This is a genomic window from Escherichia sp. E10V10 (genome assembly GCF_004211985.1).
In the GTDB taxonomy this organism is placed as follows: Bacteria; Pseudomonadota; Gammaproteobacteria; order Enterobacterales; family Enterobacteriaceae; genus Escherichia.
This window is the reverse complement of sequence record NZ_RHJO01000029.1, coordinates 92,300-117,596: the sequence shown is the minus strand read 5'-3', so window position 1 is coordinate 117,596 and position 25,297 is coordinate 92,300. Positions and strand designations below refer to the sequence as shown.

Annotated in this window: 30 protein-coding genes; 15 read left to right on the top strand and 15 right to left on the bottom strand. The window is 51.0% G+C overall.

Features of this window, described 5'->3' with window-relative positions; genetic code table 11:
* Positions 1-51: 51 nt before the first annotated feature.
* From D9736_RS21235 to mtgA, 4 genes are all read left to right on the top strand, one after another.
* The gene (locus tag D9736_RS21235) at positions 52-981 is read left to right on the top strand and encodes a TIGR01212 family radical SAM protein (RefSeq protein WP_064529852.1); all 930 of its coding nucleotides are present in this window, start codon (positions 52-54) and stop codon (positions 979-981) included.
* Between the two features lie 95 nt (positions 982-1,076).
* Positions 1,077-3,413: an aerobic respiration two-component sensor histidine kinase ArcB gene (arcB, locus tag D9736_RS21230; protein WP_130259109.1), complete on the top strand. Its 2,337-nt coding sequence runs from the start codon at positions 1,077-1,079 to the stop codon at positions 3,411-3,413.
* 229 nt (positions 3,414-3,642) lie between these two features.
* The gene (elbB, locus tag D9736_RS21225) at positions 3,643-4,296 is read left to right on the top strand and encodes an isoprenoid biosynthesis glyoxalase ElbB (protein ID WP_130259108.1); all 654 of its coding nucleotides are present in this window, start codon (positions 3,643-3,645) and stop codon (positions 4,294-4,296) included.
* The gene (mtgA, locus tag D9736_RS21220) at positions 4,293-5,021 is read left to right on the top strand and encodes a monofunctional biosynthetic peptidoglycan transglycosylase (RefSeq protein ID WP_130259107.1); all 729 of its coding nucleotides are present in this window, start codon (positions 4,293-4,295) and stop codon (positions 5,019-5,021) included. The genes elbB and mtgA overlap by 4 nt, the downstream gene beginning before the upstream one ends.
* Here the strand turns inward: mtgA and yrbL are convergent.
* The 12 genes from yrbL to D9736_RS21160 all read right to left on the bottom strand — a co-directional run bounded on the left by yrbL (position 5,018) and on the right by D9736_RS21160 (position 13,836).
* Entirely contained in the window at positions 5,018-5,650 is a 633-nt protein-coding gene (yrbL, locus tag D9736_RS21215; protein WP_130219195.1) for a PhoP regulatory network protein YrbL, read from the bottom strand. The genes mtgA and yrbL overlap by 4 nt on opposite strands.
* A gap of 222 nt (positions 5,651-5,872) precedes the next feature.
* A complete protein-coding gene (npr, locus tag D9736_RS21210; RefSeq protein WP_000216792.1) occupies positions 5,873-6,145 on the bottom strand; it encodes a PTS phosphocarrier protein NPr in 273 nt (90 codons plus the stop codon).
* Positions 6,142-6,996, bottom strand: a complete 855-nt coding sequence (rapZ, locus tag D9736_RS21205; RefSeq protein WP_000243741.1) for an RNase adapter RapZ — start codon at positions 6,994-6,996, stop codon at positions 6,142-6,144. Before rapZ ends, npr begins: the two co-directional genes overlap by 4 nt.
* Positions 6,997-7,041: 45 nt before the next feature.
* Positions 7,042-7,533 (bottom strand): PTS IIA-like nitrogen regulatory protein PtsN, encoded by a 492-nt coding sequence (ptsN, locus tag D9736_RS21200; RefSeq protein WP_000183677.1) that lies wholly within the window; start codon positions 7,531-7,533, stop codon positions 7,042-7,044.
* Positions 7,534-7,650: 117 nt separating this feature from the next.
* Entirely contained in the window at positions 7,651-7,938 is a 288-nt protein-coding gene (gene hpf, locus D9736_RS21195) for a ribosome hibernation promoting factor (RefSeq protein ID WP_001176602.1), read from the bottom strand.
* A gap of 22 nt (positions 7,939-7,960) precedes the next feature.
* On the bottom strand, positions 7,961-9,394 hold the full coding sequence (gene rpoN, locus D9736_RS21190; RefSeq protein WP_105281056.1) for an RNA polymerase factor sigma-54: 1,434 nt from the start codon (positions 9,392-9,394) through the stop codon (positions 7,961-7,963).
* A gap of 47 nt (positions 9,395-9,441) precedes the next feature.
* Positions 9,442-10,167 (bottom strand): LPS export ABC transporter ATP-binding protein, encoded by a 726-nt coding sequence (lptB, locus tag D9736_RS21185; protein ID WP_000224099.1) that lies wholly within the window; start codon positions 10,165-10,167, stop codon positions 9,442-9,444.
* Positions 10,168-10,173: 6 nt separating this feature from the next.
* On the bottom strand, positions 10,174-10,731 hold the full coding sequence (lptA, locus tag D9736_RS21180) for a lipopolysaccharide ABC transporter substrate-binding protein LptA (RefSeq protein ID WP_130219197.1): 558 nt from the start codon (positions 10,729-10,731) through the stop codon (positions 10,174-10,176).
* The gene (gene lptC, locus D9736_RS21175; protein ID WP_064529518.1) at positions 10,700-11,275 is read right to left on the bottom strand and encodes an LPS export ABC transporter periplasmic protein LptC; all 576 of its coding nucleotides are present in this window, start codon (positions 11,273-11,275) and stop codon (positions 10,700-10,702) included. Before lptC ends, lptA begins: the two co-directional genes overlap by 32 nt.
* Positions 11,272-11,838 carry a 3-deoxy-manno-octulosonate-8-phosphatase KdsC gene (gene kdsC, locus D9736_RS21170; protein ID WP_130259106.1) on the bottom strand — a complete coding sequence of 189 codons (567 nt, stop codon included), beginning with the start codon at positions 11,836-11,838 and terminating at the stop codon, positions 11,272-11,274. Before kdsC ends, lptC begins: the two co-directional genes overlap by 4 nt.
* 20 nt (positions 11,839-11,858) lie before the next feature.
* Positions 11,859-12,845, bottom strand: a complete 987-nt coding sequence (kdsD, locus tag D9736_RS21165; protein ID WP_130204572.1) for an arabinose-5-phosphate isomerase KdsD — start codon at positions 12,843-12,845, stop codon at positions 11,859-11,861.
* A 13-nt stretch (positions 12,846-12,858) separates the two neighbouring features.
* Positions 12,859-13,836, bottom strand: coding sequence for a calcium/sodium antiporter (locus D9736_RS21160; RefSeq protein WP_130219199.1), 978 nt, complete (start codon positions 13,834-13,836; stop codon positions 12,859-12,861).
* A gap of 209 nt (positions 13,837-14,045) precedes the next feature.
* On the opposite strand from D9736_RS21160, the gene mlaF reads away from it, so the two are divergent.
* From mlaF to murA, 7 genes are all read left to right on the top strand, one after another.
* Positions 14,046-14,855 carry a phospholipid ABC transporter ATP-binding protein MlaF gene (gene mlaF / locus D9736_RS21155; RefSeq protein WP_115195110.1) on the top strand — a complete coding sequence of 270 codons (810 nt, stop codon included), beginning with the start codon at positions 14,046-14,048 and terminating at the stop codon, positions 14,853-14,855.
* Positions 14,856-14,862: 7 nt separating this feature from the next.
* Positions 14,863-15,645 (top strand): lipid asymmetry maintenance ABC transporter permease subunit MlaE, encoded by a 783-nt coding sequence (gene mlaE, locus D9736_RS21150; protein ID WP_000925792.1) that lies wholly within the window; start codon positions 14,863-14,865, stop codon positions 15,643-15,645.
* A 4-nt stretch (positions 15,646-15,649) separates the two neighbouring features.
* Positions 15,650-16,201 carry an outer membrane lipid asymmetry maintenance protein MlaD gene (gene mlaD, locus D9736_RS21145; RefSeq protein ID WP_130204578.1) on the top strand — a complete coding sequence of 184 codons (552 nt, stop codon included), beginning with the start codon at positions 15,650-15,652 and terminating at the stop codon, positions 16,199-16,201.
* A gap of 18 nt (positions 16,202-16,219) precedes the next feature.
* Complete coding sequence (gene mlaC / locus D9736_RS21140; RefSeq protein WP_130204580.1) at positions 16,220-16,855, top strand: phospholipid-binding protein MlaC; 636 nt, start codon at positions 16,220-16,222, stop codon at positions 16,853-16,855.
* On the top strand, positions 16,855-17,148 hold the full coding sequence (gene mlaB / locus D9736_RS21135) for a lipid asymmetry maintenance protein MlaB (protein ID WP_130204582.1): 294 nt from the start codon (positions 16,855-16,857) through the stop codon (positions 17,146-17,148). Before mlaC ends, mlaB begins: the two co-directional genes overlap by 1 nt.
* A gap of 159 nt (positions 17,149-17,307) precedes the next feature.
* On the top strand, positions 17,308-17,562 hold the full coding sequence (ibaG, locus tag D9736_RS21130; protein ID WP_010379217.1) for a BolA family iron metabolism protein IbaG: 255 nt from the start codon (positions 17,308-17,310) through the stop codon (positions 17,560-17,562).
* 54 nt (positions 17,563-17,616) lie between these two features.
* Positions 17,617-18,876, top strand: coding sequence for a UDP-N-acetylglucosamine 1-carboxyvinyltransferase (gene murA / locus D9736_RS21125; protein ID WP_130259105.1), 1,260 nt, complete (start codon positions 17,617-17,619; stop codon positions 18,874-18,876).
* A gap of 47 nt (positions 18,877-18,923) precedes the next feature.
* Here murA and sfsB read toward each other — a convergent pair whose 3' ends face one another.
* Together sfsB and ispB are read right to left on the bottom strand one after the other, a co-directional pair.
* Positions 18,924-19,202, bottom strand: coding sequence for a DNA-binding transcriptional regulator SfsB (sfsB, locus tag D9736_RS21120; protein WP_064529526.1), 279 nt, complete (start codon positions 19,200-19,202; stop codon positions 18,924-18,926).
* A 226-nt stretch (positions 19,203-19,428) separates the two neighbouring features.
* On the bottom strand, positions 19,429-20,400 hold the full coding sequence (gene ispB, locus D9736_RS21115) for an octaprenyl diphosphate synthase (RefSeq protein ID WP_001047336.1): 972 nt from the start codon (positions 20,398-20,400) through the stop codon (positions 19,429-19,431).
* Between the two features lie 258 nt (positions 20,401-20,658).
* On the opposite strand from ispB, the gene rplU reads away from it, so the two are divergent.
* The 4 genes from rplU (at position 20,659) to cgtA (ending at position 23,527) form a co-directional block, all read left to right on the top strand.
* Entirely contained in the window at positions 20,659-20,970 is a 312-nt protein-coding gene (rplU, locus tag D9736_RS21110) for a 50S ribosomal protein L21 (RefSeq protein ID WP_000271401.1), read from the top strand.
* 20 nt (positions 20,971-20,990) lie between these two features.
* Complete coding sequence (gene rpmA / locus D9736_RS21105; RefSeq protein ID WP_000940595.1) at positions 20,991-21,248, top strand: 50S ribosomal protein L27; 258 nt, start codon at positions 20,991-20,993, stop codon at positions 21,246-21,248.
* Between the two features lie 125 nt (positions 21,249-21,373).
* Positions 21,374-22,339, top strand: coding sequence for a DMT family transporter (locus tag D9736_RS21100; protein ID WP_000813037.1), 966 nt, complete (start codon positions 21,374-21,376; stop codon positions 22,337-22,339).
* A 15-nt stretch (positions 22,340-22,354) separates the two neighbouring features.
* Positions 22,355-23,527, top strand: coding sequence for an Obg family GTPase CgtA (gene cgtA / locus D9736_RS21095; protein ID WP_000673561.1), 1,173 nt, complete (start codon positions 22,355-22,357; stop codon positions 23,525-23,527).
* Positions 23,528-23,717: 190 nt separating this feature from the next.
* Here cgtA and dacB read toward each other — a convergent pair whose 3' ends face one another.
* Positions 23,718-25,151 carry a serine-type D-Ala-D-Ala carboxypeptidase gene (gene dacB / locus D9736_RS21090; protein WP_130259104.1) on the bottom strand — a complete coding sequence of 478 codons (1,434 nt, stop codon included), beginning with the start codon at positions 25,149-25,151 and terminating at the stop codon, positions 23,718-23,720.
* Between the last annotated feature and the right edge of the window lie 146 nt (positions 25,152-25,297).

The window sequence follows — 25,297 nt, the reverse complement described above, 5'->3', positions numbered from 1 at the left end:
AGCTAAAAATGGCAGGCTTTGGCCTCTTTTCAAGGCGCGGTCTATCAGATTATGCAGTTACAGAAATTAGTCAATATGTTTGGTGGTGATCTTACCCGTCGTTACGGGCAAAAGGTGCATAAACTGACGCTGCACGGCGGTTTTAGCTGCCCTAACCGTGACGGTACCATCGGGCGCGGCGGCTGCACGTTCTGTAATGTTGCCTCGTTTGCCGACGAAGCGCAGCAGCATCGTTCCATTGCCGAGCAACTGGCGCACCAGGCGAATTTAGTTAACCGCGCGAAACGCTATCTGGCCTACTTTCAGGCGTATACCAGCACCTTTGCTGAAGTTCAGGTGCTGCGTTCTATGTATCAACAGGCGGTAAGCCAGGCCAATATCGTTGGTTTGTGTGTTGGTACCCGCCCGGACTGCGTGCCAGATGCGGTGCTTGATTTGCTTTGTGAATATAAAGACCAGGGCTATGAAGTGTGGCTGGAACTGGGGCTGCAAACCGCACACGACAAAACGCTGCATCGCATCAATCGCGGCCATGATTTTGCCTGTTATCAGCGTACAACCCAGCTGGCACGTCAGCGCGGTCTGAAGGTGTGTTCTCACTTAATTGTCGGGCTGCCTGGCGAAGGGCAGGCTGAATGTTTGCAAACGCTGGAGCGAGTGGTTGAAACCGGCGTGGACGGCATAAAGCTGCATCCGCTGCATATTGTGAAAGGCAGCATTATGGCGAAAGCCTGGGAAGCGGGGCGTTTGAACGGTATTGAACTGGAGGATTACACGCTCACTGCCGGAGAAATGATTCGCCATACGCCGCCGGAAGTTATCTACCACCGCATTTCCGCCAGCGCCCGTCGCCCGACGCTACTTGCACCGCTATGGTGTGAAAATCGCTGGACGGGTATGGTTGAGTTGGATCGCTATCTTACTGAACATGGCGTACAGGGATCGGCGCTGGGACGTCCGTGGCTACCTCCAACGGCGTAGGCCATTGAGGGGAATTCCGCATTTCTCACACAATTTATAACGTAACTGCCAGAATTGGGTATTATTGGGGCAGGTTGTCGTGAAGGAATCCCCTAATGAAGCAAATTCGTCTGCTGGCGCAGTACTATGTTGACCTGATGATGAAGTTAGGTCTGGTGCGCTTCTCAATGTTGCTGGCGCTGGCCCTCGTCGTTCTTGCCATTGTGGTACAAATGGCGGTAACCATGGTGCTGCATGGTCAGGTCGAAAGCATTGATGTTATCCGCTCTATTTTCTTTGGTTTGTTGATTACGCCATGGGCGGTCTACTTTCTTTCAGTAGTCGTTGAGCAACTTGAGGAGTCACGGCAACGCCTGTCACGCCTGGTACAAAAGCTGGAGGAGATGCGCGAGCGCGATCTAAGCCTCAACGTACAGCTGAAAGATAATATCACCCAGCTTAATCAGGAAATTGCCGTTCGCGAAAAAGCAGAAGTCGAATTGCAGGAAACCTTCGGTCAGCTAAAAATTGAAATCAAAGAGCGCGAAGAGACGCAAATTCAGCTCGAGCAACAATCTTCATTCTTACGTTCCTTCCTTGATGCTTCACCCGATCTGGTTTTTTACCGTAACGAAGATAAAGAGTTTTCCGGCTGTAACCGTGCGATGGAACTGCTGACCGGGAAAAGCGAAAAACAGTTGGTGCATTTGAAACCTGCGGACGTTTACTCGCCGGAAGCCGCAGCGAAAGTCATTGAAACCGACGAGAAGGTGTTCCGTCATAATGTGTCACTGACCTATGAACAGTGGCTGGATTATCCGGATGGACGCAAAGCCTGCTTTGAAATCCGTAAAGTGCCGTACTACGACCGCGTGGGTAAACGCCACGGCTTGATGGGGTTCGGCCGCGACATTACCGAGCGTAAGCGTTATCAGGATGCGCTAGAACGCGCCAGCCGCGACAAAACAACCTTTATCTCCACCATCAGTCATGAGTTGCGTACGCCGCTGAACGGTATCGTCGGCTTAAGCCGAATTCTGCTGGATACAGAGCTCACCGCCGAGCAGGAAAAATATCTCAAAACTATCCATGTTTCCGCCATCACTTTGGGGAATATCTTCAACGATATTATTGATATGGATAAGATGGAGCGACGTAAAGTTCAGCTCGATAACCAGCCGGTTGATTTCACCAGTTTCCTGGCCGATCTGGAAAACCTCTCCGCACTGCAGGCGCAACAAAAAGGCTTGCGCTTTGTTCTTGAACCAACACTGCCGTTGCCGCATCAGGTGATTACCGACGGGACTCGCTTACGCCAGATCCTGTGGAACTTAATCAGTAACGCTGTGAAATTTACCCAGAAGGGCCAGGTGACTGTTCGCGTACGTTATGACGAAGGCGACATGCTGCATTTTGAAGTGGAAGACTCCGGCATCGGTATTCCACAGAATGAACTGGATAAAATTTTCGCCATGTATTACCAGGTGAAAGACAGCCACGGTGGCAAACCTGCAACCGGTACGGGTATTGGCCTGGCGGTTTCTCGTCGACTGGCGAAAAATATGGGTGGTGATATCACAGTCACCAGCGAACAAGGTAAAGGCTCGACCTTTACCCTGACGATCCACGCGCCGTCGGTGGCGGAAGAAGTGGATGACGCGTTTGATGAAGATGATATGCCTTTACCGGCGCTGAATGTGCTGTTGGTAGAAGACATTGAGCTGAACGTCATCGTTGCCCGTTCGGTGCTGGAAAAACTGGGCAACAGCGTTGATGTGGCTATGTCTGGTAAGGCAGCACTGGAGATGTTTAAGCCGGGCGAATACGACCTTGTATTGCTGGATATTCAGTTACCAGATATGACCGGGCTGGATATATCTCGCGAACTGACGAAGCGTTATCCGCGTGAAGATTTACCACCGCTGGTGGCCTTAACCGCCAACGTGCTGAAAGACAAACAAGAGTACCTCAATGCTGGAATGGATGATGTGCTGAGTAAGCCGCTTTCTGTTCCGGCGCTAACCGCGATGATCAAGAAATTCTGGGATACCCAGGATGATGAGGAGAGCACGGTGACGACAGAAGAGAGTGATAAATCAGAAGCATTGCTCGATATTCCCATGCTGGAACAGTATCTCGAACTTGTAGGACCGAAGCTGATTACCGACGGGTTGGCCGTGTTTGAGAAGATGATGCCGGGCTATGTCAGCGTACTGGAGTCGAACCTGACGGCACAGGACAAAAAAGGCATCGTTGAGGAAGGACATAAAATTAAAGGCGCAGCGGGCTCAGTGGGGTTACGCCATCTACAACAGCTGGGGCAGCAAATTCAGTCTCCCGATCTTCCTGCGTGGGAAGATAATGTTGGTGAATGGATTGAAGAGATGAAAGAAGAGTGGCGTCACGACGTAGAAGTGCTGAAAGCGTGGGTGGCAAAAGCCGCTAAAAAATGACCCCGGCTAAACCGGGGTGCGCGAATACTGCGCCAACACCAGGGAAATCTTGGCTGCGCCGTAATTTTTTATGATAAGTAACAAAGGCACAGCACTGTTTTTCAGGCCGCATGCAGTTAAGATAGCAAATCTTAAATGATTTGTTACATGAATCAGTTAAATGTGTGATGCGTAGCGTTTTTATTAAAAAAATTAATGTGTTTCAGTCAATTGCGAAAGGATGATCACAATGAAGAAAATTGGCGTAGTTCTGAGCGGATGCGGCGTCTATGACGGTTCTGAAATTCATGAAGCGGTATTGACGTTATTAGCGATATCTCGCAGCGGCGCGCAGGCAGTTTGTTTTGCTCCAGATAAGCAGCAGGTTGATGTCATCAACCATTTAACCGGTGAAGCAATGGCGGAAACGCGCAATGTGTTGATTGAAGCGGCGCGTATTACGCGTGGTGAGATCCGTCCTCTGGCACAGGCTGATGCCGCCGAACTTGATGCGTTAATTGTGCCGGGTGGATTTGGCGCGGCAAAGAATTTAAGCAACTTTGCTAGTCTTGGCAGTGAATGCAGCGTAGACCGTGAGTTAAAGGCGCTGGCGCTGGCAATGCATCAGGCCGGAAAACCGCTTGGCTTTATGTGTATTGCACCGGCAATGTTGCCGAAAATCTTCAATTTCCCGCTGCGTTTGACTATCGGTACAGATATCGATACCGCAGAAGTGCTGGAAGAGATGGGCGCGGAGCATGTGCCATGTCCGGTAGATGATATTGTCGTTGATGAAGACAATAAGATTGTTACCACGCCTGCGTATATGTTGGCACAGAACATTGCGGAAGCAGCAAGTGGCATTGATAAGCTGGTTTCCCGCGTACTGGTTCTGGCGGAATGAGCAAACGCCGCATAACGGCGTTCGGTTTCGTTCGCCGTTTCATTCTGCGGTTACTGATTGTCCTCGTTGTGCTCTGGGGCGGGGGTATAGCGCTGTTTAGTATAGCGCCAGTCCCGTTCTCTGCGGTGATGGCCGAGCGTCAGCTAAGTGCCTGGCTGCATGGCAACTTTCGTTATGTGGCGCATTCTGACTGGGTCAGTATGGATCAAATCTCGCCGTGGATGGGGCTGGCGGTGATTGCCGCAGAAGATCAGAAATTTCCCGAGCACTGGGGTTTTGATGTCGCTTCCATTGAGAAAGCCCTGGCGCACAACGAGCGCAATGAAAACCGCATTCGCGGCGCATCAACAATTTCGCAGCAGACAGCCAAAAATCTCTTTTTGTGGGATGGGCGAAGCTGGGTAAGAAAAGGGCTGGAAGCCGGATTAACACTGGGGATAGAAACGGTCTGGAGCAAAAAGCGCATCCTGACGGTTTACCTGAATGTCGCCGAATTTGGCGAAGGTGTGTTTGGCGTCGAGGCTGCGGCACAGCGTTATTTCCATAAATCTGCCAGCAAACTTACCCGTTCGGAAGCAGCGTTACTGGCGGCTGTATTACCCAATCCACTTCGTTTCAAAGTTACTGCACCTTCGGGCTACGTGCGTAGCCGTCAGGCGTGGCTTTTGCAGCAAATGCATCAGTTAGGCGGTGAGTCGTTTATGCAACAACACCAGCTGTATTAGGCTTCGCGCGAGGAGAGGGCGAGCTTTTTGCTGTCACGCGGTTGCGCCTCTTTTTGCAGAGCAACAGCTAACGCTGGTTGAGTGATAAAACGTCGCCACAACCGCTTTTGCTTACGCAGACAACACCACTTCGACCAGGTCGCCAGTGGAATCAACGTGCTTTCACCAATGTTGTCACAGACGACAGGGATAATTTCTGACTCACTGATGCGGTGGCAGAGGATATTCTGCGGCTTCAGCGACATCGTCACGATGTGGTTATTCTGCAAATAACGCTTTAACTGTTTCAATAACTGACGCAGTTGCGCGATATCTTCTTCGTAATGGCATTGTTTAGCAAATTCGCTCAGTGTAATAGACGGTTTGCCATCAAAATCGGCAATGACATCGTAGACATAACCGGTTCCGCAATCAGTCTCAACCGTACCGTGATAGCGCGGAATACCGCTCCAGTCTTTCAAACGACGACCAAGATGCGCATAGTACTTTAACTCACGGCGGATCTCTTTATCACCACCGTCGCCACGGTGGTAGACAATTTTAATACAGCGTTGGGCATCTTCCGGATGCGCATAACATTTTCGATGTCTTCCGGTGCCCAGGGGACTTTGTTCAGATAAGCGAATCATGCCATCTCCTGGAGGTATTTTCTGACTGTCTCCAGTATGAGGGCTTAACTTAAACAAAACCTAAACAAGCTTTTTTAAGGTTTTCTTAAGGTTTTATACTTACAGAAAAGCGCACGAAATGTACAATTTGCGAGAAATGGGGATATTTGGGGGTTGTGCTTTTTTCGTACGTTAGGGCGGAAGGGGCGTGTCTGGGGGAATTAATTGTCGGAATGACGAAGATTAATCTTCGTCAAAACCTGAGTTAAAGAGGGCGATGACGGCGGCCAGCGCCTCAACTTCCTGCGGACCGGTCGCTTCGACTTCAATCTGTCGTCCTTTGGCAGAATCCAGCATCAACAGCGCAATAACGCTGTTGGCTTCAGCCTCGGTGCCTTCGTCATTACGTAAAAGCACTTCGGCGTCAAAACCCTGCATTAATTCAAACAGTTTCATAGCAGGCCGGGCATGCATGCCCAGCTTGTTAGTGATTTCGACAGTTTGTTTGACGGTCATGGTTTACGTTTTTCCAGCGTGCGATGGCGTGACTGGACGTTTTTACCGCGTGAGCGGAAGTAGTCAGCCAACTGTTCTGCAATATACACCGAACGGTGTTTCCCGCCAGTACAACCAATGGCGACCGTCAGGTAGCTACGGTTGTTGGTTTCCAGCATAGGTAACCATAGCTCAAGATAGCTACGCGTCTGGTAGATAAAATTGTGTACTTCTGTGTGCCTATCGAGGAATGCGGCGACAGGTTTATCAAGGCCCGTCATCGGACGCAGTTTCGGATCCCAGTGTGGGTTCGGCAGGAAACGTACGTCAAAGACGTAATCCGCGTCGATAGGAATACCGTGCTTGAAGCCGAAGGATTCAAAGACCATTGTCAGTTCACGCTCGCGTTTACCCAGCAGGCGGGTACGCAGCATTTCTGCCAGTTCATGAACGGACATTTCAGATGTATCGACAATCAGATCCGCCCGTGAACGCAGCGGTTCCAGCAGATCGCTTTCTTTGTCGATAGCACTTTCCAGCGACAGGTTTTTGCTGGAAAGCGGATGCAGGCGGCGCGTATCGCTGTAACGACGAATCAGCGTGTTACGATCGGCATCGAGAAACAGGAGTTGCGGTGAGAAAGCATCAGGCAGATTGCTCATCGCCTGTTCGAATATTTCTGGCGACTCTGGCATATTGCGGACATCAATGCTGACGGCGGCAGAAATCTCGCGATCGGCCAGAGTCCGAGCCAGATCGGGTAACAGCACTACGGGAAGGTTATCCACGCAGTAAAAACCCATATCTTCCAGCGCCCGCAGGGCGACAGATTTGCCTGACCCTGAACGTCCGCTGACGATCATCAGTACCATGTACTGTTTCTCCTCACAACGTCTAAAAGAGACATTACAGAATAACTACGTTTCATCCGGAGTACCTTCGGTATCCGTAATGATTTGATACAGCTCTTCATCGCTCTGGGCTGCACGTAAACGGCGGCAGATAGTTTTGTCCGCCAGACGTTTCGCGACCAGCGAAAGAGTGTGCAGGTGCGTTTTGGTTTGGTCTGCGGGTACCAACAGGGCAAAAAGTAAGTCTACCGGCTGGTTATCGATGGCATCAAAAGCAATGGGTGTTTCTAGCTGAACGAAAACGCCAACCGCGCGTAGGGTATCTTCTTCCAGTTTGCCGTGCGGAATGGCAATGCCATTACCAATACCGGTACTGCCCATTTTTTCCCGCGTCAGAATAGCTTCAAAAACCACCTGCGGCGGCAGGCTAAGTTGTTTTGCCGCCAGTTCGCTGATGATTTCCAGGGCGCGTTTTTTGCTCTGACAGTGGACGCGGCTTCGCGTACATTCCCTGTTAAGAACACTGCTAAGCTGTAGAGTTGTATCATTATTTGTCATAATTTCACCTAAGAATCTGCCCACTCAAACAGTGGGGCAGATTCGGAGCATTAACCGTACAAATGGCCTGTTGTGCCATACAACAGGCCGCCATGCACTTGCTAATTGCCCGGACAATTAGTGTTGTTTCAATTTATCTTTATGCTTGGTTAGCTGACGTGCCAACTTATCAATTAAGCCATCAATGGCGGCGTACATGTCCTGACCTTCCGCGCTGGCATGAATTTCGCCACCGTTAACATGCAGTGTTGCATCTGAGGTGTGGGTGACTTTCTCCACTTTCAGAACAACATAAACCTGGTTGATTCGGTCAAAATATTGCTCAAGTTTGGCAAACTTTGAGGTGACAAATTCGCGCAGGGCCTCGGTGATCTCGACGTTATTTCCGGTAATGTTGAGCTGCATAGTGTCTTCCTTATCGGTTGGGTCAAACGAGCTGTTTACGCTGGTTTGACGGCGGAATGGATAAAGACTCTCGGTACTTCGCAACAGTGCGGCGTGCCACCATGATACCTTGTTCTGACAACAAAGAGGTTAACTTGCTGTCGCTCAACGGTTTCGCTGGGTTTTCCGCCGCGATTAATTTCTTCACCAGTGCACGAATCGCCGTGGAAGAGGCTTCGCCACCCCCTTCGGTATTGACGTGACTGGAAAAGAAATACTTCAGTTCAAAAATGCCTCGTGGACTATGCAGGTACTTTTGCGTGGTCACGCGAGATATCGTCGATTCATGCATCTCGACGGCCTGGGCGATATCAGCCAGCACCATCGGTTTCATATATTCTTCACCTTGCTCAAAGAAGGCTTGCTGTTGTTCAACAATACAGCGACTGACGCGCAGCAGCGTATCGTTACGGCTTTCCAGGCTCTTAATCAACCATTTAGCATCCTGCAGATTGCTGCGGATAAACTGACTGTCGCCATCGTTACGTGCGTTATTGCACATTGAGGCGTAATGCTGGTTGATTTGCAGACGTGGAATACTGTCGCTGTTCAGTTCAACCGTCCACTGGCCGTTATGCTTACGCACCAGCACATCAGGGATGACATATTCCGGTTCACCGGTCTGGATCGACTGGCCGGGGCGTGGATCGAGTGACTGGATCAGATTGACGGCTTCTTTCAGCACATCTTCTTTCAGACGCGTGACGCGCATTAATGAGCGAAAGTCGTGATTGGCCAGCAGATCGAGATGATCGCTAATGATCAGTCGAGCTTCTTCCAGCCACGGCGTGGTTTTATCGAATTGGGAAAGTTGGATCAGCAGACAGTCACGCAGATCTTTCGCTGCCACACCGACCGGATCAAAACGCTGGATGCGTTTCAGAACTGCTTCAACTTCATCGATGTCGATCTCTTCATCGCCCATACTTTCGAGAATATCTTCCAGCGGGACGGTCAGATAACCGGTGTCATCAACGGCATCGACGATGGAGGTGGCGATAGCGCGGTCAGTGTCGGAAAACGGTGTCAGCTCGACCTGCCACATCAGATAATCCTGCAAGGTCTGCGTCGTTTCGCCCTGATAGACCGGCAGCTCGTCGTCGATGTAGTCACCGCTGGTGCCTGATGGCGTACCGGCGGTGTAGATGGTATCCCAACTGGCATCGAGCGGCAGCTCTTCCGGCATCTCTTTTTGTTCGAGCGCGTCAGCGGTATCCAGCGTTTCGCTGTCTGGCGTTTCGTGAGTGTCGATTTCATCATGAGTGTCGATTTGCTCAAGCAATGGATTACTTTCCAGCGCCTGCTGTAGCTCCTGCTGAAGTTCCAGCGTGGACAACTGCAACAGACGAATCGCCTGTTGTAGCTGAGGCGTCATTGCCAGTTGTTGGCTAAGCCTGAGTTGCAAACCTTGCTTCATGTTCAGAATCGTACTCTCCTGCTAAAACATCGCAAACTTCTACCCTATCAGAGTCTGAAGTCTTCCCCAAGGTATACACGCTTAACATGTTCATCTTGTAAGATTTCTGTCGGCGTGCCATGAGCGATTAAATGCCCCTGACTGACGATATAAGCGCGTTCACAAACAGCCAACGTTTCACGCACGTTATGGTCGGTGATAAGCACGCCCAGGCCGCTGTCGCGCAGGTGTTCAATGATACGTTTGATGTCGATAACCGAGATCGGGTCAACCCCGGCAAATGGTTCATCGAGGAGGATAAATTTCGGATTCGCAGCCAGTGCGCGCGCAATTTCTACACGACGGCGTTCACCACCGGAGAGCGATTGCCCCATGCTGTCGCGTAAATGCTCAATGTGGAACTCTTCCATCAGCTCGTTCGCGCGATCTTCACGCTGTTCAGCGGATAAGTCGTCACGAATTTGCAGTACCGCCATCAGGTTATCGTAAACGCTGAGGCGACGGAAAATAGAGGCTTCCTGCGGCAAATAGCCGATACCGCGACGCGCACGCGCATGCAGCGGCAGCAGGCTGATATCGTCGTCATCAATAATAATGTTGCCCGCATCGCGCGGTACAATGCCAACGACCATGTAGAAAGTGGTCGTCTTACCGGCACCGTTTGGCCCCAGCAGACCGACAATCTCCCCGGAGTTGACGGTCAGGCTGACGTCTTCCACCACGCGGCGGCCTTTATAGGCTTTTGCAAGGTTCTTTGCAGTTAAAGTTGCCATAACGAATTAATTACCCTTCTTCTGCGCCGGGGTCTGGCCTTTGTTGTTTTTGTCCTGCAACTGTGACGGCACCAGAACGGTGGTCACACGCTTACCTTTGTCACTGAAAGCCTGCATTTTCTGCTCTTTCACCAGGTAAGTGATCTTATCGCCCTTAATGTTGCTATCGACCTGCTGCAGATAAGCATTACCCGTCAGAACGACAAAATCTTTTGCCAGTTCGTAATGCATCTGGGAAGCGTGACCTTCAACGGGTTTACCGTTGTCCTGCATCTGGTAGAACGTTGCCGGTTTACCGTAGCCGTCAATCACCTCTTTACCTTGTTCGCCGCCCGGACGGGTAACGACCACTTTATCGGCATTAATTTTAATGGTGCCTTGAGTCACGACGACATTACCGGTAAAGGTAACCACGTTGCCTTGCATATCAAGAGATTGCTGGTCCGACTCAATGTGGATCGGTTGGTCAGTATCTCCGGTAACGGCAAATGCCGGAATGCTGGCGGCCAGAAGTGAGCTGGCAAGCACAAGATTAAGGCTGAGTTTGTTTGTTTTGAATTTCATAGGATGTTCTAACCTTTTCAATCAGCTCGGCATTCTTGCTGCGTAAGTTGCCGCGCATTTTCAGACCGCTGGAGTTAAATGTTGTTCCGTATAACGTGACGAGGTCTTCAGAGGTAACATCCTGCGTCACCAGATTGATCTGCGCGTTATCCGTCGTGATTCTGCGAAGTTGAGAGTCCGGCACGAGTGCGTTGACTTCAACGTGTCCATATAAATAGAGCATCCGGTCATTGGTTAGCTTGGCTTTATCTGCTTTAACCGACCATGTCGGGATTTTATCCTTATCAAACGTGGTAAGTACGGGTTGCGTAAACCACGAAACGGCCTGATCGGAATAATATTCAACGTGTTGAGCAATCAATCGATAGCTTAGGGCTCCTTCTGGGTTATAGACGAGCGTGTCCGTATGCTCGCTTTTATAGGTGGGATCATTGTTGTTGACGACCACCTGGGCGGTATCGTCTTTCTCGGTCATGTTAACGCCGATCATCACCAGAACCGCCAGTGATAGCACAATGATAACCCAACGTCTGGCTTTACTCATATCGATTGCCCTTTGGCTTCATCCAGTTTGCCCTGCGCCAGAAGTAATAAGTCGCAAACTTCACGAACCGCGCCACGACCGCCAGCAATGCGCGTCACGTAATCAGCGCGCGGAATCAATAGCGGATGCGCATCGGCTACGGCCACGCTTAAGCCCACTTTTTCCATCACTGGCCAGTCGATAAGATCATCACCAACGTAAGCCACGTTTTCTGGCGCAATCGCCAGTTTTTCCAGCAGATCGCCAAAGGCGATAAGCTTGTTTGATTGACCCTGATACAGATGGGTGATCCCTAACGTTGCACACCGATCTTTTACCAGTTTAGCCTTTCGTCCAGTAATGATGGCGACTTCAATATCAGAGGTGAGCGCACAGCGGATACCGTAACCGTCACGAACATTGAACGCTTTCAGCTCTTCGCCATTGTTACCCATATAAATCAGACCATCTGACAATACGCCATCAACGTCGAGGATCAGCAGACGAATGTTCTCTGCTTTTGCCATCACATCGGCGCTAACAGGGCCGTAACAGGTCGCAAGCGACGCACCTGCTTTACTCATTGTTGTTTATCCTTGAATCTTTACACTACGCCAGCACGCAATAAATCGTGCATATGTAACACACCGAGTAAATGGTCGCCATCGGCAACCATTACGGAAGTGATATGGCGGGACTGCATTAAGTTCAGCGCCTCAACGGCCAGAATGCCAGGACGTACACGAATTCCCCCCGGCGTCATCACATCGGCAATACCTAACTGACGGACATCCACGCCCATATCGAAGACACGGCGTAAATCACCGTCGGTAAAGATGCCTTCAATCATCATATTGTCATCGCAAATGACGGTCATACCAAGATTTTTGCGGGTGACTTCCAGCAGCGCATCGCGCAGGCTGGCCGTTTTCTTGACATGCGGGATCTCGTCGCCCGTATGCATAATATCGCTGACGCGAAGCAGAAGTTTACGACCAAGTGCGCCGCCTGGATGCGAAAGTGCAAAATCTTCGGCGGTAAAGCCGCGCGCTTTCAACAAGGCGACGGCGAGCGCATCTCCCATGACCAGCGTCGCGGTAGTACTGCTGGTTGGCGCCAGCCCTAACGGACAAGCTTCTTTTGCTACTTTAACACACAGATGCACGTCTGCTGCGCGTGCCATGCTGCTCTCCGGACGACCGGTGATGCAAATTAACGGTACATGCAGGCGTTTGAGTACCGGGATTAAGGCCGTGATTTCGCTGGATTCACCTGAGTTAGAAATCGCAATGACCACGTCCTGCGGGGTGACCATGCCTAAATCGCCATGTGCGGCCTCACCGGGATGGACGAAAAATGACGGAGTACCGGTGCTGGCAAAGGTTGCTGCCATTTTGCGCCCAATGTGTCCCGATTTACCCATTCCCATGACCACGACTTTACCTTTACACCAGAACATCTTTTCACAGGCGAGCGTGAAATTCTGATTGATGTATTGATCAAGCTCTGCCAGGCATTCACGTTCAATCGCCAGGACTTCTTTACCTGCTTGCTGAAAGTCAAAACCCGGTTGCAACTCTACGTGCGACATAATGCGTTTCCAGTTATTCAACGAGTATTGGCGATAACCAGTACAACATCGCCAGCCATACGACAAATCCGCCTGTTAATAATACCCCAATGCCACGGCCAGATTGCCGGGAGCGTCGCCAGCATAGCAACGCAAAAATAATACTGACCAACAGCATCACGCTGCAGTCACGGCTGTACGCCAGTGGGTTAACCTCCCCGGGCGTTATCAGCGCGGGTAAACCCAGCACGATGACAATATTAAAAATGTTTGCGCCAATGATATTACCGACAGCAATGTCGTTTTCACCTTTGCGAAAACCTGCTATCGCGGTTGCCAGTTCCGGCAGACTAGTGCCGATAGCGATTGCCGTCAGACCAATAGTCAACTCGCTGATGGCAAAGTAATTCGCCAGTACGGTGGCGTTGTCAATCACCATCCGCGTTGCTACCGGCATGATAATCAATGCAATGCCGAGCCATAAAAACGCGACAGGTAAACCGCCTTCGCGCGGTAGCTCTGCAAGCTGTTCTCTGGTCAGGCTGTCAGTCCCCTGACGTTCTGCCTGACGTGCAAGTTTAACAATGAACAGCAGCCATAGCACAGCCAGAAAGAGGAGAAAGATACCATCGCTGCGACCAAGTTGTCCGTCATAGAGTACGGAACCGGCCACCACACTGACTAATAACATTAATGGTAATTCACGGCGCAGAACATCGGAATGTACGGTAAAAGGGCGCACCAGCGCAGCCAGACCGAGGATCAGTAAAATATTGATTATGTTTGAGCCGAGTGCTGTGCCGACGGCTAAATCTCGTTGTTCATGCAGCGACGCGGCAAGCGAAACGATTATTTCTGGAAGTGACGTACCAATACTGACCACCGTCATGCCGATGATCAGCGGTGGGATGCCAAAAGTGCGGCAAAGAATAGAGGCGGCAAATACCAGACGGTCGGCACTGTAAACGACCAAAAGTAAACCAACAATTAACAGTGCCGTAGCTAAAAGCATCTAACGTCCTTTCTTCAGGTATACTCGCCGGTCCGCTGAAGATTTTCAGAAAGCCGTAATGAATTCTTAATTTTGACTTTATGCGGCTAAAAAGTAAAACAAATGCCAGCTTTCGCTAACCGCGGCGGGTAATATTCTGTAAATATGTTGGGTTCAAGGTTAAATTGAGCGCCATGCTTAGAAAATCAACGCAAGACAAAGGGTGAATTATGGAGCAGTCTGTGGCGAATTTAGTCGATATGCGCGATGTCAGTTTTACGCGTGGCAATCGCTGCATCTTCGATAATATTTCCCTGACCGTGCCGCGAGGGAAGATCACGGCGATTATGGGGCCATCAGGCATCGGTAAAACGACGCTACTCCGTCTGATTGGTGGGCAAATCGTGCCAGATCACGGCGAGATCCTTTTTGATGGCGAAAATATTCCGGCGATGTCTCGTTCGCGCCTGTATACCGTGCGTAAACGGATGAGCATGTTGTTTCAGTCCGGAGCGCTGTTCACCGATATGAACGTTTTTGACAACGTCGCCTATCCACTGCGTGAACATACCCAACTTCCCGCACCATTGTTGCATAGTACGGTGATGATGAAGCTGGAAGCAGTGGGGCTGCGCGGAGCGGCCAAACTTATGCCATCGGAGCTTTCAGGCGGGATGGCGCGTCGTGCGGCGCTGGCGCGTGCAATTGCGCTGGAGCCGGATCTCATCATGTTTGATGAGCCGTTTGTTGGGCAAGATCCCATCACTATGGGCGTACTGGTGAAGCTGATTTCCGAGCTGAACAGCGCGCTGGGCGTAACCTGTGTGGTGGTTTCTCACGATGTGCCGGAAGTCTTAAGTATTGCGGATCACGCCTGGATCCTGGCAGACAAAAAGATTGTCGCTCACGGTAGCGCCCAGGCGTTGCAGGCGAATCCTGATCCTCGCGTACGTCAGTTTCTGGACGGGATTGCTGACGGACCAGTTCCGTTCCGTTATCCTGCCGGCGATTATCACGCTGATCTTTTACCAGGGAGTTAAGCCACTCATGCTGTTAAATGCGCTGGCGTCGCTCGGACATAAAGGGATTAAAACCCTGAGAACGTTCGGGCGGGCCGGGTTAATGTTATTCAATGCGCTGGTCGGCAAACCGGAATTTCGCAAACATGCGCCGCTGTTGGTGCGTCAGCTCTATAATGTCGGCGTCCTGTCGATGCTGATTATTGTGGTTTCTGGCGTGTTCATCGGAATGGTGCTGGGTCTGCAAGGTTATCTGGTGCTGACCACTTATAGTGCGGAAACCAGTCTGGGGATGCTAGTGGCCTTGTCGCTGCTGCGCGAACTGGGGCCGGTGGTCGCAGCACTGCTGTTTGCCGGACGTGCCGGTTCGGCGTTAACTGCGGAAATCGGTTTGATGCGCGCCACAGAGCAGCTCTCCAGCATGGAGATGATGGCCGTGGACCCACTGCGCCGCGTCATTTCCCCACGTTTCTGGGCTGGGGTAATTTCACTACCGCTGCTGACGATAATTTTCGTCGCCGTGGGGATCTGGGGCGGATCGCTGGTTGGCGTCAGTTGGAAAGGCATTGATAGTGGGTTCTTCTGGTCGGCAATGCAAAACGCCGTCGACTGGCGTATGGATCTGGTCAACTGTCTGATTAAGAGCGTGGTGTTCGCTATTACGGTGACGTGGATTTCGCTGTTTAACGGTTATGACGCCATCCCGACCTCTGCCGGGATTAGCCGGGCAACCACTCGTACCGTTGTCCACTCGTCTCTGGCCGTTCTGGGGCTGGATTTTGTGCTGACCGCATTGATGTTTGGGAATTGAGTTCATGCAAACGAAAAAAAATGAAATTTGGGTGGGTATCTTTTTATTAGCAGCACTGCTGGCGGCGCTTTTTGTTTGCCTGAAAGCGGCAAACGTGACGTCAATGCGAACTGAACCGACCTACACGCTTTATGCGACGTTCGATAATATCGGCGGCCTGAAAGCGCGCTCTCCGGTCAGTATTGGTGGTGTTGTCGTCGGCCGGGTTGCAGATATTACGCTGGACCCGAAAACCTATCTACCGCGCGTGACGCTGGAAATTGAACAACGTTATAACCACATTCCTGATACCAGTTCGTTGAGCATTCGTACTTCCGGTTTGCTTGGGGAACAATATCTGGCATTAAACGTCGGTTTTGAAGACCCGGAACTGGGGACTGCTATTCTGAAAGAGGGGGATACGATTCAGGACACCAAATCTGCGATGGTTCTGGAAGATCTCATTGGTCAGTTCCTTTACGGCAGTAAAGGTGATGACAATAAGAATAGTGGCGATGCGCCAGCCGCTGTGCCAGGTAATAATGAAACCACTGAACCTGTGGGTACAACGAAATAATTTCAGGAGAACCGACGCATGTTTAAACGTTTAATGATGGTCGCTTTGCTAATGATTGCACCGCTGAGTGCGGCAACCGCGGCAGATCAGACCAATCCGTATAAGCTGATGGACGAGGCGGCACAGAAAACGTTCGATCGCCTGAAGAATGAACAATCGCAAATTCGGGCTAATCCGGATTACCTGCGTACCATCGTCGATCAGGAACTGCTACCGTACGTACAGATAAAATACGCCGGTGCGCTGGTACTGGGTCAGTACTACAAAAGCGCGACCCCAGCCCAGCGTGAAGCCTACTTTGCCGCTTTCCATGAGTATCTGAAGCAGGCTTACGGTCAGGCGCTGGCGATGTATCACGGTCAGACCTATCAGATTGCGCCAGAACAGCCGTTGGGTGATAAAACCATTGTGCCTATCCGTGTCACCATTATTGACCCGAATGGCCGTCCACCGGTACGTCTCGATTTCCAGTGGCGTAAAAACTCTCAGACTGGCAAGTGGCAGGCTTATGACATGATTGCCGAAGGCGTCAGCATGATCACCACGAAACAAAATGAGTGGGGGACTTTACTGCGCACGAAAGGCATCGATGGTCTGACCGCACAACTGAAGTCTATTTCTCAACAGAAAATCACCCTGGAAGAGAAAAAATAATGAGCGAGTCACTGAGCTGGATGCAGACGGGTGACACCCTGGTATTGACCGGAGAGCTGGATCAGGACGTTCTGCTGCCGCTGTGGGAAATGCGTGACGAAGCGGTGAGGGGGATTACCCGCATCGATCTTAGTCGAGTGTCCCGCGTTGATACGGGTGGATTGGCGTTGCTGCTCCATCTGATCGATCTGGCGAAAAAGCAAGGCAACAGCGTGACGCTTCAGGGGGTAAACGACAAGGTGTATACCCTGGCAAAATTGTATAATTTGCCGTCTGATGTCCTGCCTCGTTAATTTTTTTCAGGCTGGATAAGGCGTTACCCGCCAGTCCGGCAAACCTACCAGTAAGTCGAGCCTTGTCTGATTAATCAGCAAGGCTTTTTGCTTATTTATGACAGCGCAACTTTGCTCTAAGATGTTTCGCTGGTTTATTAACTGATGAATGAAGATCCCATGGAAAATAATGAAATTCAGAGCGTGCTGATGAACGCTCTTTCCCTCCAGGAAGTCCACGTTTCCGGCGATGGCAGCCACTTTCAGGTTATTGCCGTGGGTGAGATGTTTGATGGCATGAGCCGGGTTAAAAAACAGCAGACGGTTTACGGTCCGCTGATGGAATATATTGCGGATAACCGCATTCATGCTGTGTCGATCAAAGCGTATACCCCTGCGGAGTGGGCGCGTGATCGCAAACTGAACGGCTTTTGAGCTATGGGCGATACGCCGGTAGCGGATATGAATTGTTAACTGAGAACATACTAAATGGATAAATTTCGTGTTCAGGGGCCAACGAAGCTCCAGGGCGAAGTCACAATTTCCGGCGCTAAAAATGCTGCTCTGCCTATCCTTTTCGCTGCACTGCTGGCGGAAGACCCGGTGGAGATCCAGAACGTCCCGAAACTGAAAGACGTCGATACATCAATGAAGCTGCTTAGCCAGCTTGGCGCCAAAGTAGAACGTAATGGTTCTGTGCATATCGATGCCCGTGACGTTAATGTCTTCTGCGCGCCTTACGATCTGGTTAAAACCATGCGTGCCTCTATCTGGGCGCTTGGGCCGCTGGTGGCTCGTTTTGGTCAGGGGCAGGTTTCTTTGCCTGGTGGTTGTACGATTGGTGCTCGTCCGGTTGATTTACATATTTCCGGCCTTGAGCAATTAGGCGCGACCATCAAACTGGAAGAAGGTTACGTTAAAGCTTCCGTCGATGGCCGTCTGAAAGGCGCGCATATCGTGATGGATAAAGTCAGTGTTGGTGCAACCGTGACCATTATGTGTGCTGCAACCCTGGCAGAAGGCACCACGATTATTGAAAACGCGGCACGTGAACCGGAAATCGTCGATACCGCGAACTTCCTGGTTACGCTGGGCGCGAAAATTAGCGGCCAGGGTACCGATCGTATTGTTATCGAAGGTGTGGAGCGCTTGGGGGGCGGTGTCTATCGTGTGCTTCCTGACCGCATCGAAACCGGCACCTTCCTGGTGGCGGCGGCGATCTCTCGCGGCAAAATCATCTGCCGTAACGCCCAGCCAGATACCCTTGACGCTGTGCTGGCGAAACTGCGTGACGCTGGGGCGGACATTGAAGTGGGTGAAGACTGGATTAGCCTGGATATGCACGGCAAACGTCCGAAGGCCGTTAACGTACGTACTGCGCCGCATCCGGCGTTCCCGACCGATATGCAGGCCCAGTTCACGCTGCTGAACCTGGTGGCAGAAGGAACGGGATTCATCACCGAAACGGTCTTTGAAAACCGCTTTATGCACGTACCTGAGCTGAGCCGTATGGGCGCGCATGCCGAAATTGAAAGCAATACCGTTATTTGTCACGGTGTTGAAAAACTTTCCGGCGCACAGGTAATGGCAACCGATCTGCGTGCTTCAGCAAGTCTGGTGCTGGCTGGCTGCATTGCAGAAGGTACTACGGTTGTTGATCGTATTTATCACATCGATCGTGGCTACGAACGCATTGAAGACAAACTTCGCGCGCTTGGTGCTAACATTGAGCGTGTGAAAGGCGAGTAATCGTCTGATAGCTGGCAGCCCCGTTCGCGGGGCTACCGCCAGGCTACTCATTTTTGCGGTTTGGTGTAGCTGCGCATCAACTGCGATCTGTCGATAAACTCATGAGTCAGCGGGTCATGATAGCGTGATGGCCAGATAACCCAGGGATCAGTTCCTAATGCTTTCGCAATAATCATCTCTCCTTTTGGCCAGGGACGCGATAATGCATTCGCCAGTGTCGAGGAACTCAAACCATTTCTGCGAGATTCCGCCGCCATTGACGTTCCTCTTTTCCGCAAACCCGCAATGATATCGGCGGGATGCCAGTCAATAAAATTATTCTCCATCTTCCCTCACTCCTTAAGTTAGTCGCTTATTTTCAGAACATGCACTCCGGGTAACGCTACTATACTCCTGATGGCGCATTGTTCTAAAAAGTTCCTGTAAGGAGTGTGAATATTCAGAATATATTAAGATAAGTCATCTGTATTTCAGATAATTTTGCGATTGATTGAGGATTTTTGGGAGTTTATTAGAATTATCCCGCGCAGTACGCGGGATAACAGGAAGGGATTAACGATCGCGTTGAACAGCGATGTGTGCGAGGCCAATTAACGCCTCTCGCCACGGGGTATCCGGCAACACTTGCAACGCAGCAATAGCTTTGTCTGCTTCTTCTTCTGCACGCTGACGCGTCCATTCCAGAGAGCCGCAAGCGTTCATTGCTTCCAGAACCGGTTCCAGAAGATGTCGACCGTTCCCTTGTTCTATGGCGGTACGGATCATCTGTGCCTGTTCTGGTGTGCCATGATGCATCGCATGAAGCAGCGGCAGCGTTGGTTTTCCTTCGTTCAGATCGTCGCCGACGTTTTTACCCAACTGTTCGCCATCGGCATTGTAATCGAGCAAATCGTCGATCAACTGGAAAGCGGTGCCGAGGTAACGACCATAATCTTGCAGGCCTTTTTCCTCTTCCGGCGTACAGCCTGCCAGAATACCGGAACACTGAGCCGCAGCCTCGAACAGACGTGCGGTTTTGCTGTAAATAACGCGCATGTAGTTCTCTTCGGTGATGTCCGGATCATTAACGTTCATCAGTTGCAAAACTTCACCTTCCGCGATGACGTTTACAGCCTCTGACATCACTTCCAGCACTTTGAGCGAGCCGAGGCTGGTCATCATCTGGAACGCACGGGTATAAATAAAATCGCCTACCAGCACGCTGGCAGCGTTACCAAAAGCGGCGTTGGCGGTAGCTTTACCTCGGCGCATATCTGATTCATCCACAACGTCGTCGTGTAGCAGGGTCGCCGTGTGGATAAACTCAATTAGGGCAGCAATGGTGACATGTGCATTCCCCTCATAGCCAACAGCTCGTGCAGCCAGTACAGCAATCATCGGACGAATACGTTTACCGCCGCCGCTGACGATGTAATAGCCTAACTGATTGATCAGTTGGACGTCGGAATTAAGCTGCTCGAGAATTGCTGCATTAACACCCGCCATATCTTGCGCGGTTAACTCATTGATTTTTTCTAAATTCATCGCAAAAGCCGGGCTTTTCGCCCCGATTACCTTACTGTGAACAGAGGCAACTTAGGGTTTATGGTTAGGAATATAGAGTGATTGTACTGAAAAAATGGCACAGATAAACGTTACCGTACAAGTTGTGTTTTTTTTCTTCGTGTATTGACTGTAGCACTTGTCAAAGGCGTGCGTTTTGCGTAATATTCGCGCCCTATTGTGAATATTTATAGCGCACTCTGAATCATTGAAAAGGTGTGCGCGGAAGCGGAGTTTTATATGTACGCGGTTTTCCAAAGTGGTGGTAAACAACACCGAGTAAGCGAAGGTCAGACCGTTCGCCTGGAAAAGCTGGACATCGCAACTGGCGAAACTGTTGAGTTCGCTGAAGTGCTGATGATCGCAAACGGTGAAGAAGTCAAAATCGGCGTTCCTTTCGTTGATGGCGGCGTAATCAAAGCTGAAGTTGTTGCTCACGGTCGTGGCGAGAAAGTTAAAATCGTTAAGTTTCGCCGTCGTAAACACTATCGTAAGCAGCAGGGCCATCGTCAGTGGTTCACTGATGTGAAAATTACTGGCATCAGCGCCTAAGACCTGAGGAGAGATTTCAAATGGCACATAAAAAGGCTGGCGGCTCCACACGTAACGGTCGCGATTCAGAAGCTAAACGCCTGGGCGTTAAGCGTTTCGGTGGCGAATCCGTTCTGGCGGGTAGCATCATCGTTCGTCAACGTGGTACCAAATTCCACGCTGGCGCTAACGTAGGTTGCGGTCGTGACCACACTCTGTTTGCTAAAGCAGACGGTAAAGTGAAATTCGAAGTTAAAGGCCCGAAAAACCGTAAATTTATCAGCATCGAAGCTGAATAAGTTTTTCGCGTCCCGGTAACGGATGAAAGCCCCGCAACACGTTGCGGGGCTTTTTACATTCGATAACCGGTAAAATGCGCATGGTGCGGCGTTAATCCGCAAATGCGCTTTGCAGGGAATACGGTATGAAGCAGCAGGCAGGCATTGGCATTCTTTTGGCGCTCACCACAGCAATTTGCTGGGGGGCGTTGCCAATCGCAATGAAGCAGGTGCTGGAGGTGATGGAGCCTCCGACAATCGTGTTTTACCGTTTCTTGATGGCGAGTATTGGTCTTGGTGCCATTCTTGCGGTGAAGAAGAGGTTGCCGCCATTACGCGTGTTTCGTAAGCCACGCTGGTTGATTTTGTTGGCAGTGGCGACCGCCGGGCTGTTTGGGAACTTCATCCTGTTCAGCTCATCCTTGCAATACCTGAGCCCGACCGCTTCGCAGGTGATTGGGCAACTCTCGCCGGTTGGCATGATGGTTGCCAGCGTATTTATCCTGAAAGAGAAAATGCGCAGCACTCAGGTTGTAGGGGCATTGATGCTCCTGAGCGGCCTGGTGATGTTTTTTAACACCAGTCTGGTCGAGATATTTACAAAGCTCACCGATTACACCTGGGGAGTTATCTTTGGGGTCGGTGCGGCGACGGTTTGGGTGAGTTATGGCGTGGCGCAAAAGGTTTTATTGCGTCGGCTGGCCTCACCGCAGATCCTGTTTTTACTGTACACTTTATGTACAATCGCGCTCTTCCCTCTGGCAAAGCCTGGAGTGATAGCGCAGCTTAGCCACTGGCAGCTCGCATGTTTAATTTTTTGCGGACTGAATACCTTGGTAGGATATGGCGCCCTGGCGGAAGCGATGGCTCGCTGGCAGGCAGCGCAGGTGAGTGCGATCATCACGCTCACCCCACTGTTTACGCTGTTTTTTTCAGATCTTTTATCACTGGCCTGGCCCGATTTCTTCGCCAGACCGATGTTAAACCTTTTAGGTTATCTCGGTGCGTTTGTCGTGGTTGCGGGCGCGATGTATTCCGCCATTGGTCATCGTATTTGGGGCGGATTACGTAAGCATACAACGGTGGTATCGCAACCCCGCGCAGGCGAATGATTTACGGAGAATAAAATGAAGTTTGTTGATGAAGCATCGATTCTGGTCGTTGCAGGTGATGGCGGTAATGGTTGCGTGAGCTTCCGCCGCGAAAAATATATTCCGAAAGGCGGCCCGGATGGCGGCGACGGCGGTGACGGTGGTGACGTATGGATGGAAGCCGACGAGAACCTGAACACGCTTATCGATTATCGTTTTGAAAAATCTTTCCGTGCAGAGCGCGGTCAAAACGGCGCAAGCCGCGATTGTACCGGTAAGCGCGGTAAAGACGTGACGATTAAAGTGCCGGTAGGTACGCGTGTAATCGACCAGGGTACCGGTGAAACCATGGGCGATATGACCAAACACGGTCAGCGTCTGCTGGTTGCCAAGGGCGGCTGGCACGGTCTGGGCAATACCCGTTTCAAATCGTCCGTTAACCGTACACCACGGCAGAAAACCAACGGTACGCCGGGCGATAAGCGCGAGCTGCTGCTGGAGCTGATGCTGCTGGCTGATGTCGGTATGCTGGGGATGCCAAATGCCGGTAAATCGACATTTATCCGCGCTGTCTCGGCGGCTAAACCGAAAGTAGCGGACTATCCGTTTACTACGCTCGTACCAAGCCTTGGTGTGGTACGTATGGACAACGAGAAGAGCTTCGTTGTTGCTGATATCCCGGGGTTGATTGAAGGCGCTGCGGAAGGCGCAGGTCTGGGCATTCGCTTCCTGAAACACCTGGAACGTTGCCGCGTCCTGTTGCACCTCATCGATATCGATCCGATTGACGGCACCGATCCGGTTGAAAATGCGCGTATTATTATCAGCGAGCTGGAAAAATACAGCCAGGATCTGGCGGCGAAACCACGCTGGTTAGTCTTCAACAAGATTGACTTGCTGGATAAAGCAGAAGCTGAAGAGAAAGCGAAAGCGATCGCTGAGGCGCTGGGCTGGGAAGATAAATATTATCTGATCTCTGCGGCGAGCGGACTGGGCGTGAAAGATCTCTGCTGGGATGTGATGACCTTTATCATTGAAAACCCGGTCGTGCAGGCAGAAGAAGCGAAACAGCCTGAGAAAGTCGAATTCATGTGGGATGATTATCACCGTCAGCAGCTTGAAGAGATTGCTGAAGAGGATGATGAAGACTGGGATGACGACTGGGACGAAGACGACGAAGAAGGCGTTGAGTTCATTTACAAGCGTTAATCACTGATGACAAACGCCAAATAAGCCTGATGCGCTACACTTATCAGGTCAGGCCTACAAGATGATTGCAATATATTGAATTTGCACGATTTTGTAGGCCGGATAAGGCATTCACGCCGCATCCGGCATAAACAAAGCGCGCTTTGTCAATAATCTGAAACCCCGGCCATGTGCCGGGGTTTCTTTTTGACTAATTGTTCTGGTAAATATCTTTATACAAACGGCTTTCAAAACGTACCAACGGAATACGGCGATTACGCTGATCCGCGGGTTCTACTGCGTAACCAGAAAGATATTGTACGAACGCCATTCGTTGCCCACTTGCTGTGGTGATGAATCCTGCCAGGTTATACACGCCCTGCAACGAACCTGTTTTCGCTGAAACTTTACCATCTACTCCCGCTTGATGCAGACCTGCACGGTACTGCAACGAACCATCGTAGCCTGCCAAAGGTAGCATTGAGATAAAGTTAAGCTCATTGTCGTGTTGGGCAATGTATTGCAGCACCTGCATCATGGTGGCTGGTGCAATCAGGTTATGCCGTGAAAGCCCTGAACCATCTGCAATAATCGTGTTGCCAATATCCACACCCGCCTGCTTACGCAGGATCTGACGCACGGCGTCCGACCCGGCCCGCCATGTCCCAGGGACATTAAAGCGCGCATGACCAATCATGCGAAAGACGGTATCGGCGATCATGTTGTCGGACTTTTTCAGCATAATCTTAAGCAGATCGTGCAAAGGGGCCGACTGTTTACTGGCAACCACCGTTCCTGGGTCGTTAACCTGCGTTTGTCGCAGTAGCGTGCCGGAATAAGTAATGCCTGCCTGTTTTAACTCATCTTTCAGAATCGCTCCGGCGTAGCTGGCGCCATCCTGTACGGCAAAAGCCAACGGTAGCGGCTCTGAACGTTGTGGTAGGCATCCGGTTAACGTAAAGCGGTTAAGGTCGCCTGGCACCACATCCAGCTCGCAATATTGCGCTTCGGCTGAACCTCGGGGGAGAGTGCGTACCTGGCTGAACATAGTCACAGGGTAATAAGAGGCCACGCGAACAAAGGCCATATCACCGGGTTTTTGGGCACTGTAGAGCGAGACGGAAAAGCAATTGCGGTCAACAATGGCGGCGGCAGGCGGGGCGCTAAAGCATTGTGTCATATCGTTCCAGGGCCAGCCGGGGGCTTTATCGTGACTGGCAAAAATGGACGTGTCTATGAACACATTGCCCTCGATTTGGGAGACGCCTGATTTTTTCAGGATCGCCACCATATTACGAATATCCTGACGTTTTAGCGTCGGATCGGCACCAAATCGCGCCACTAAGTCACCCTTGAGTACGCCGTTTTCCACATTGCCTTTGGTTTCAAGCGTCGTGGTAAAACGAAAATCGGGGCCAAGTTGAATCAACGCCGCCAGCGCAGTGATCACCTTCTGCGTACTGGCGGGCAGCGCCATTTGCTGACTATGGTAATCAATAGCGGGGGCAGACGCGCCGACTTTTTGCACCATCAGGGCAAGGTTGGCGCCAGCGGGGAGTTGAGTAATGTACTCATCTACATTCGCGGCCTGAACACTGAACGCTATACAGCTGGTCAATCCGATGATAAATCTGGAAAATCGCATAATCTCGCGCTAACAACCTGGAATCGAGCCGTCATACTACGGCGCAACGCCCTATAAAGTAAACGATGACCCTTCGGGAACTTCAGGGTAAAATGATTATCAAAATGTGAATTATTGCTGGCCTGGGACCTGTTCCCGGGTCGGTA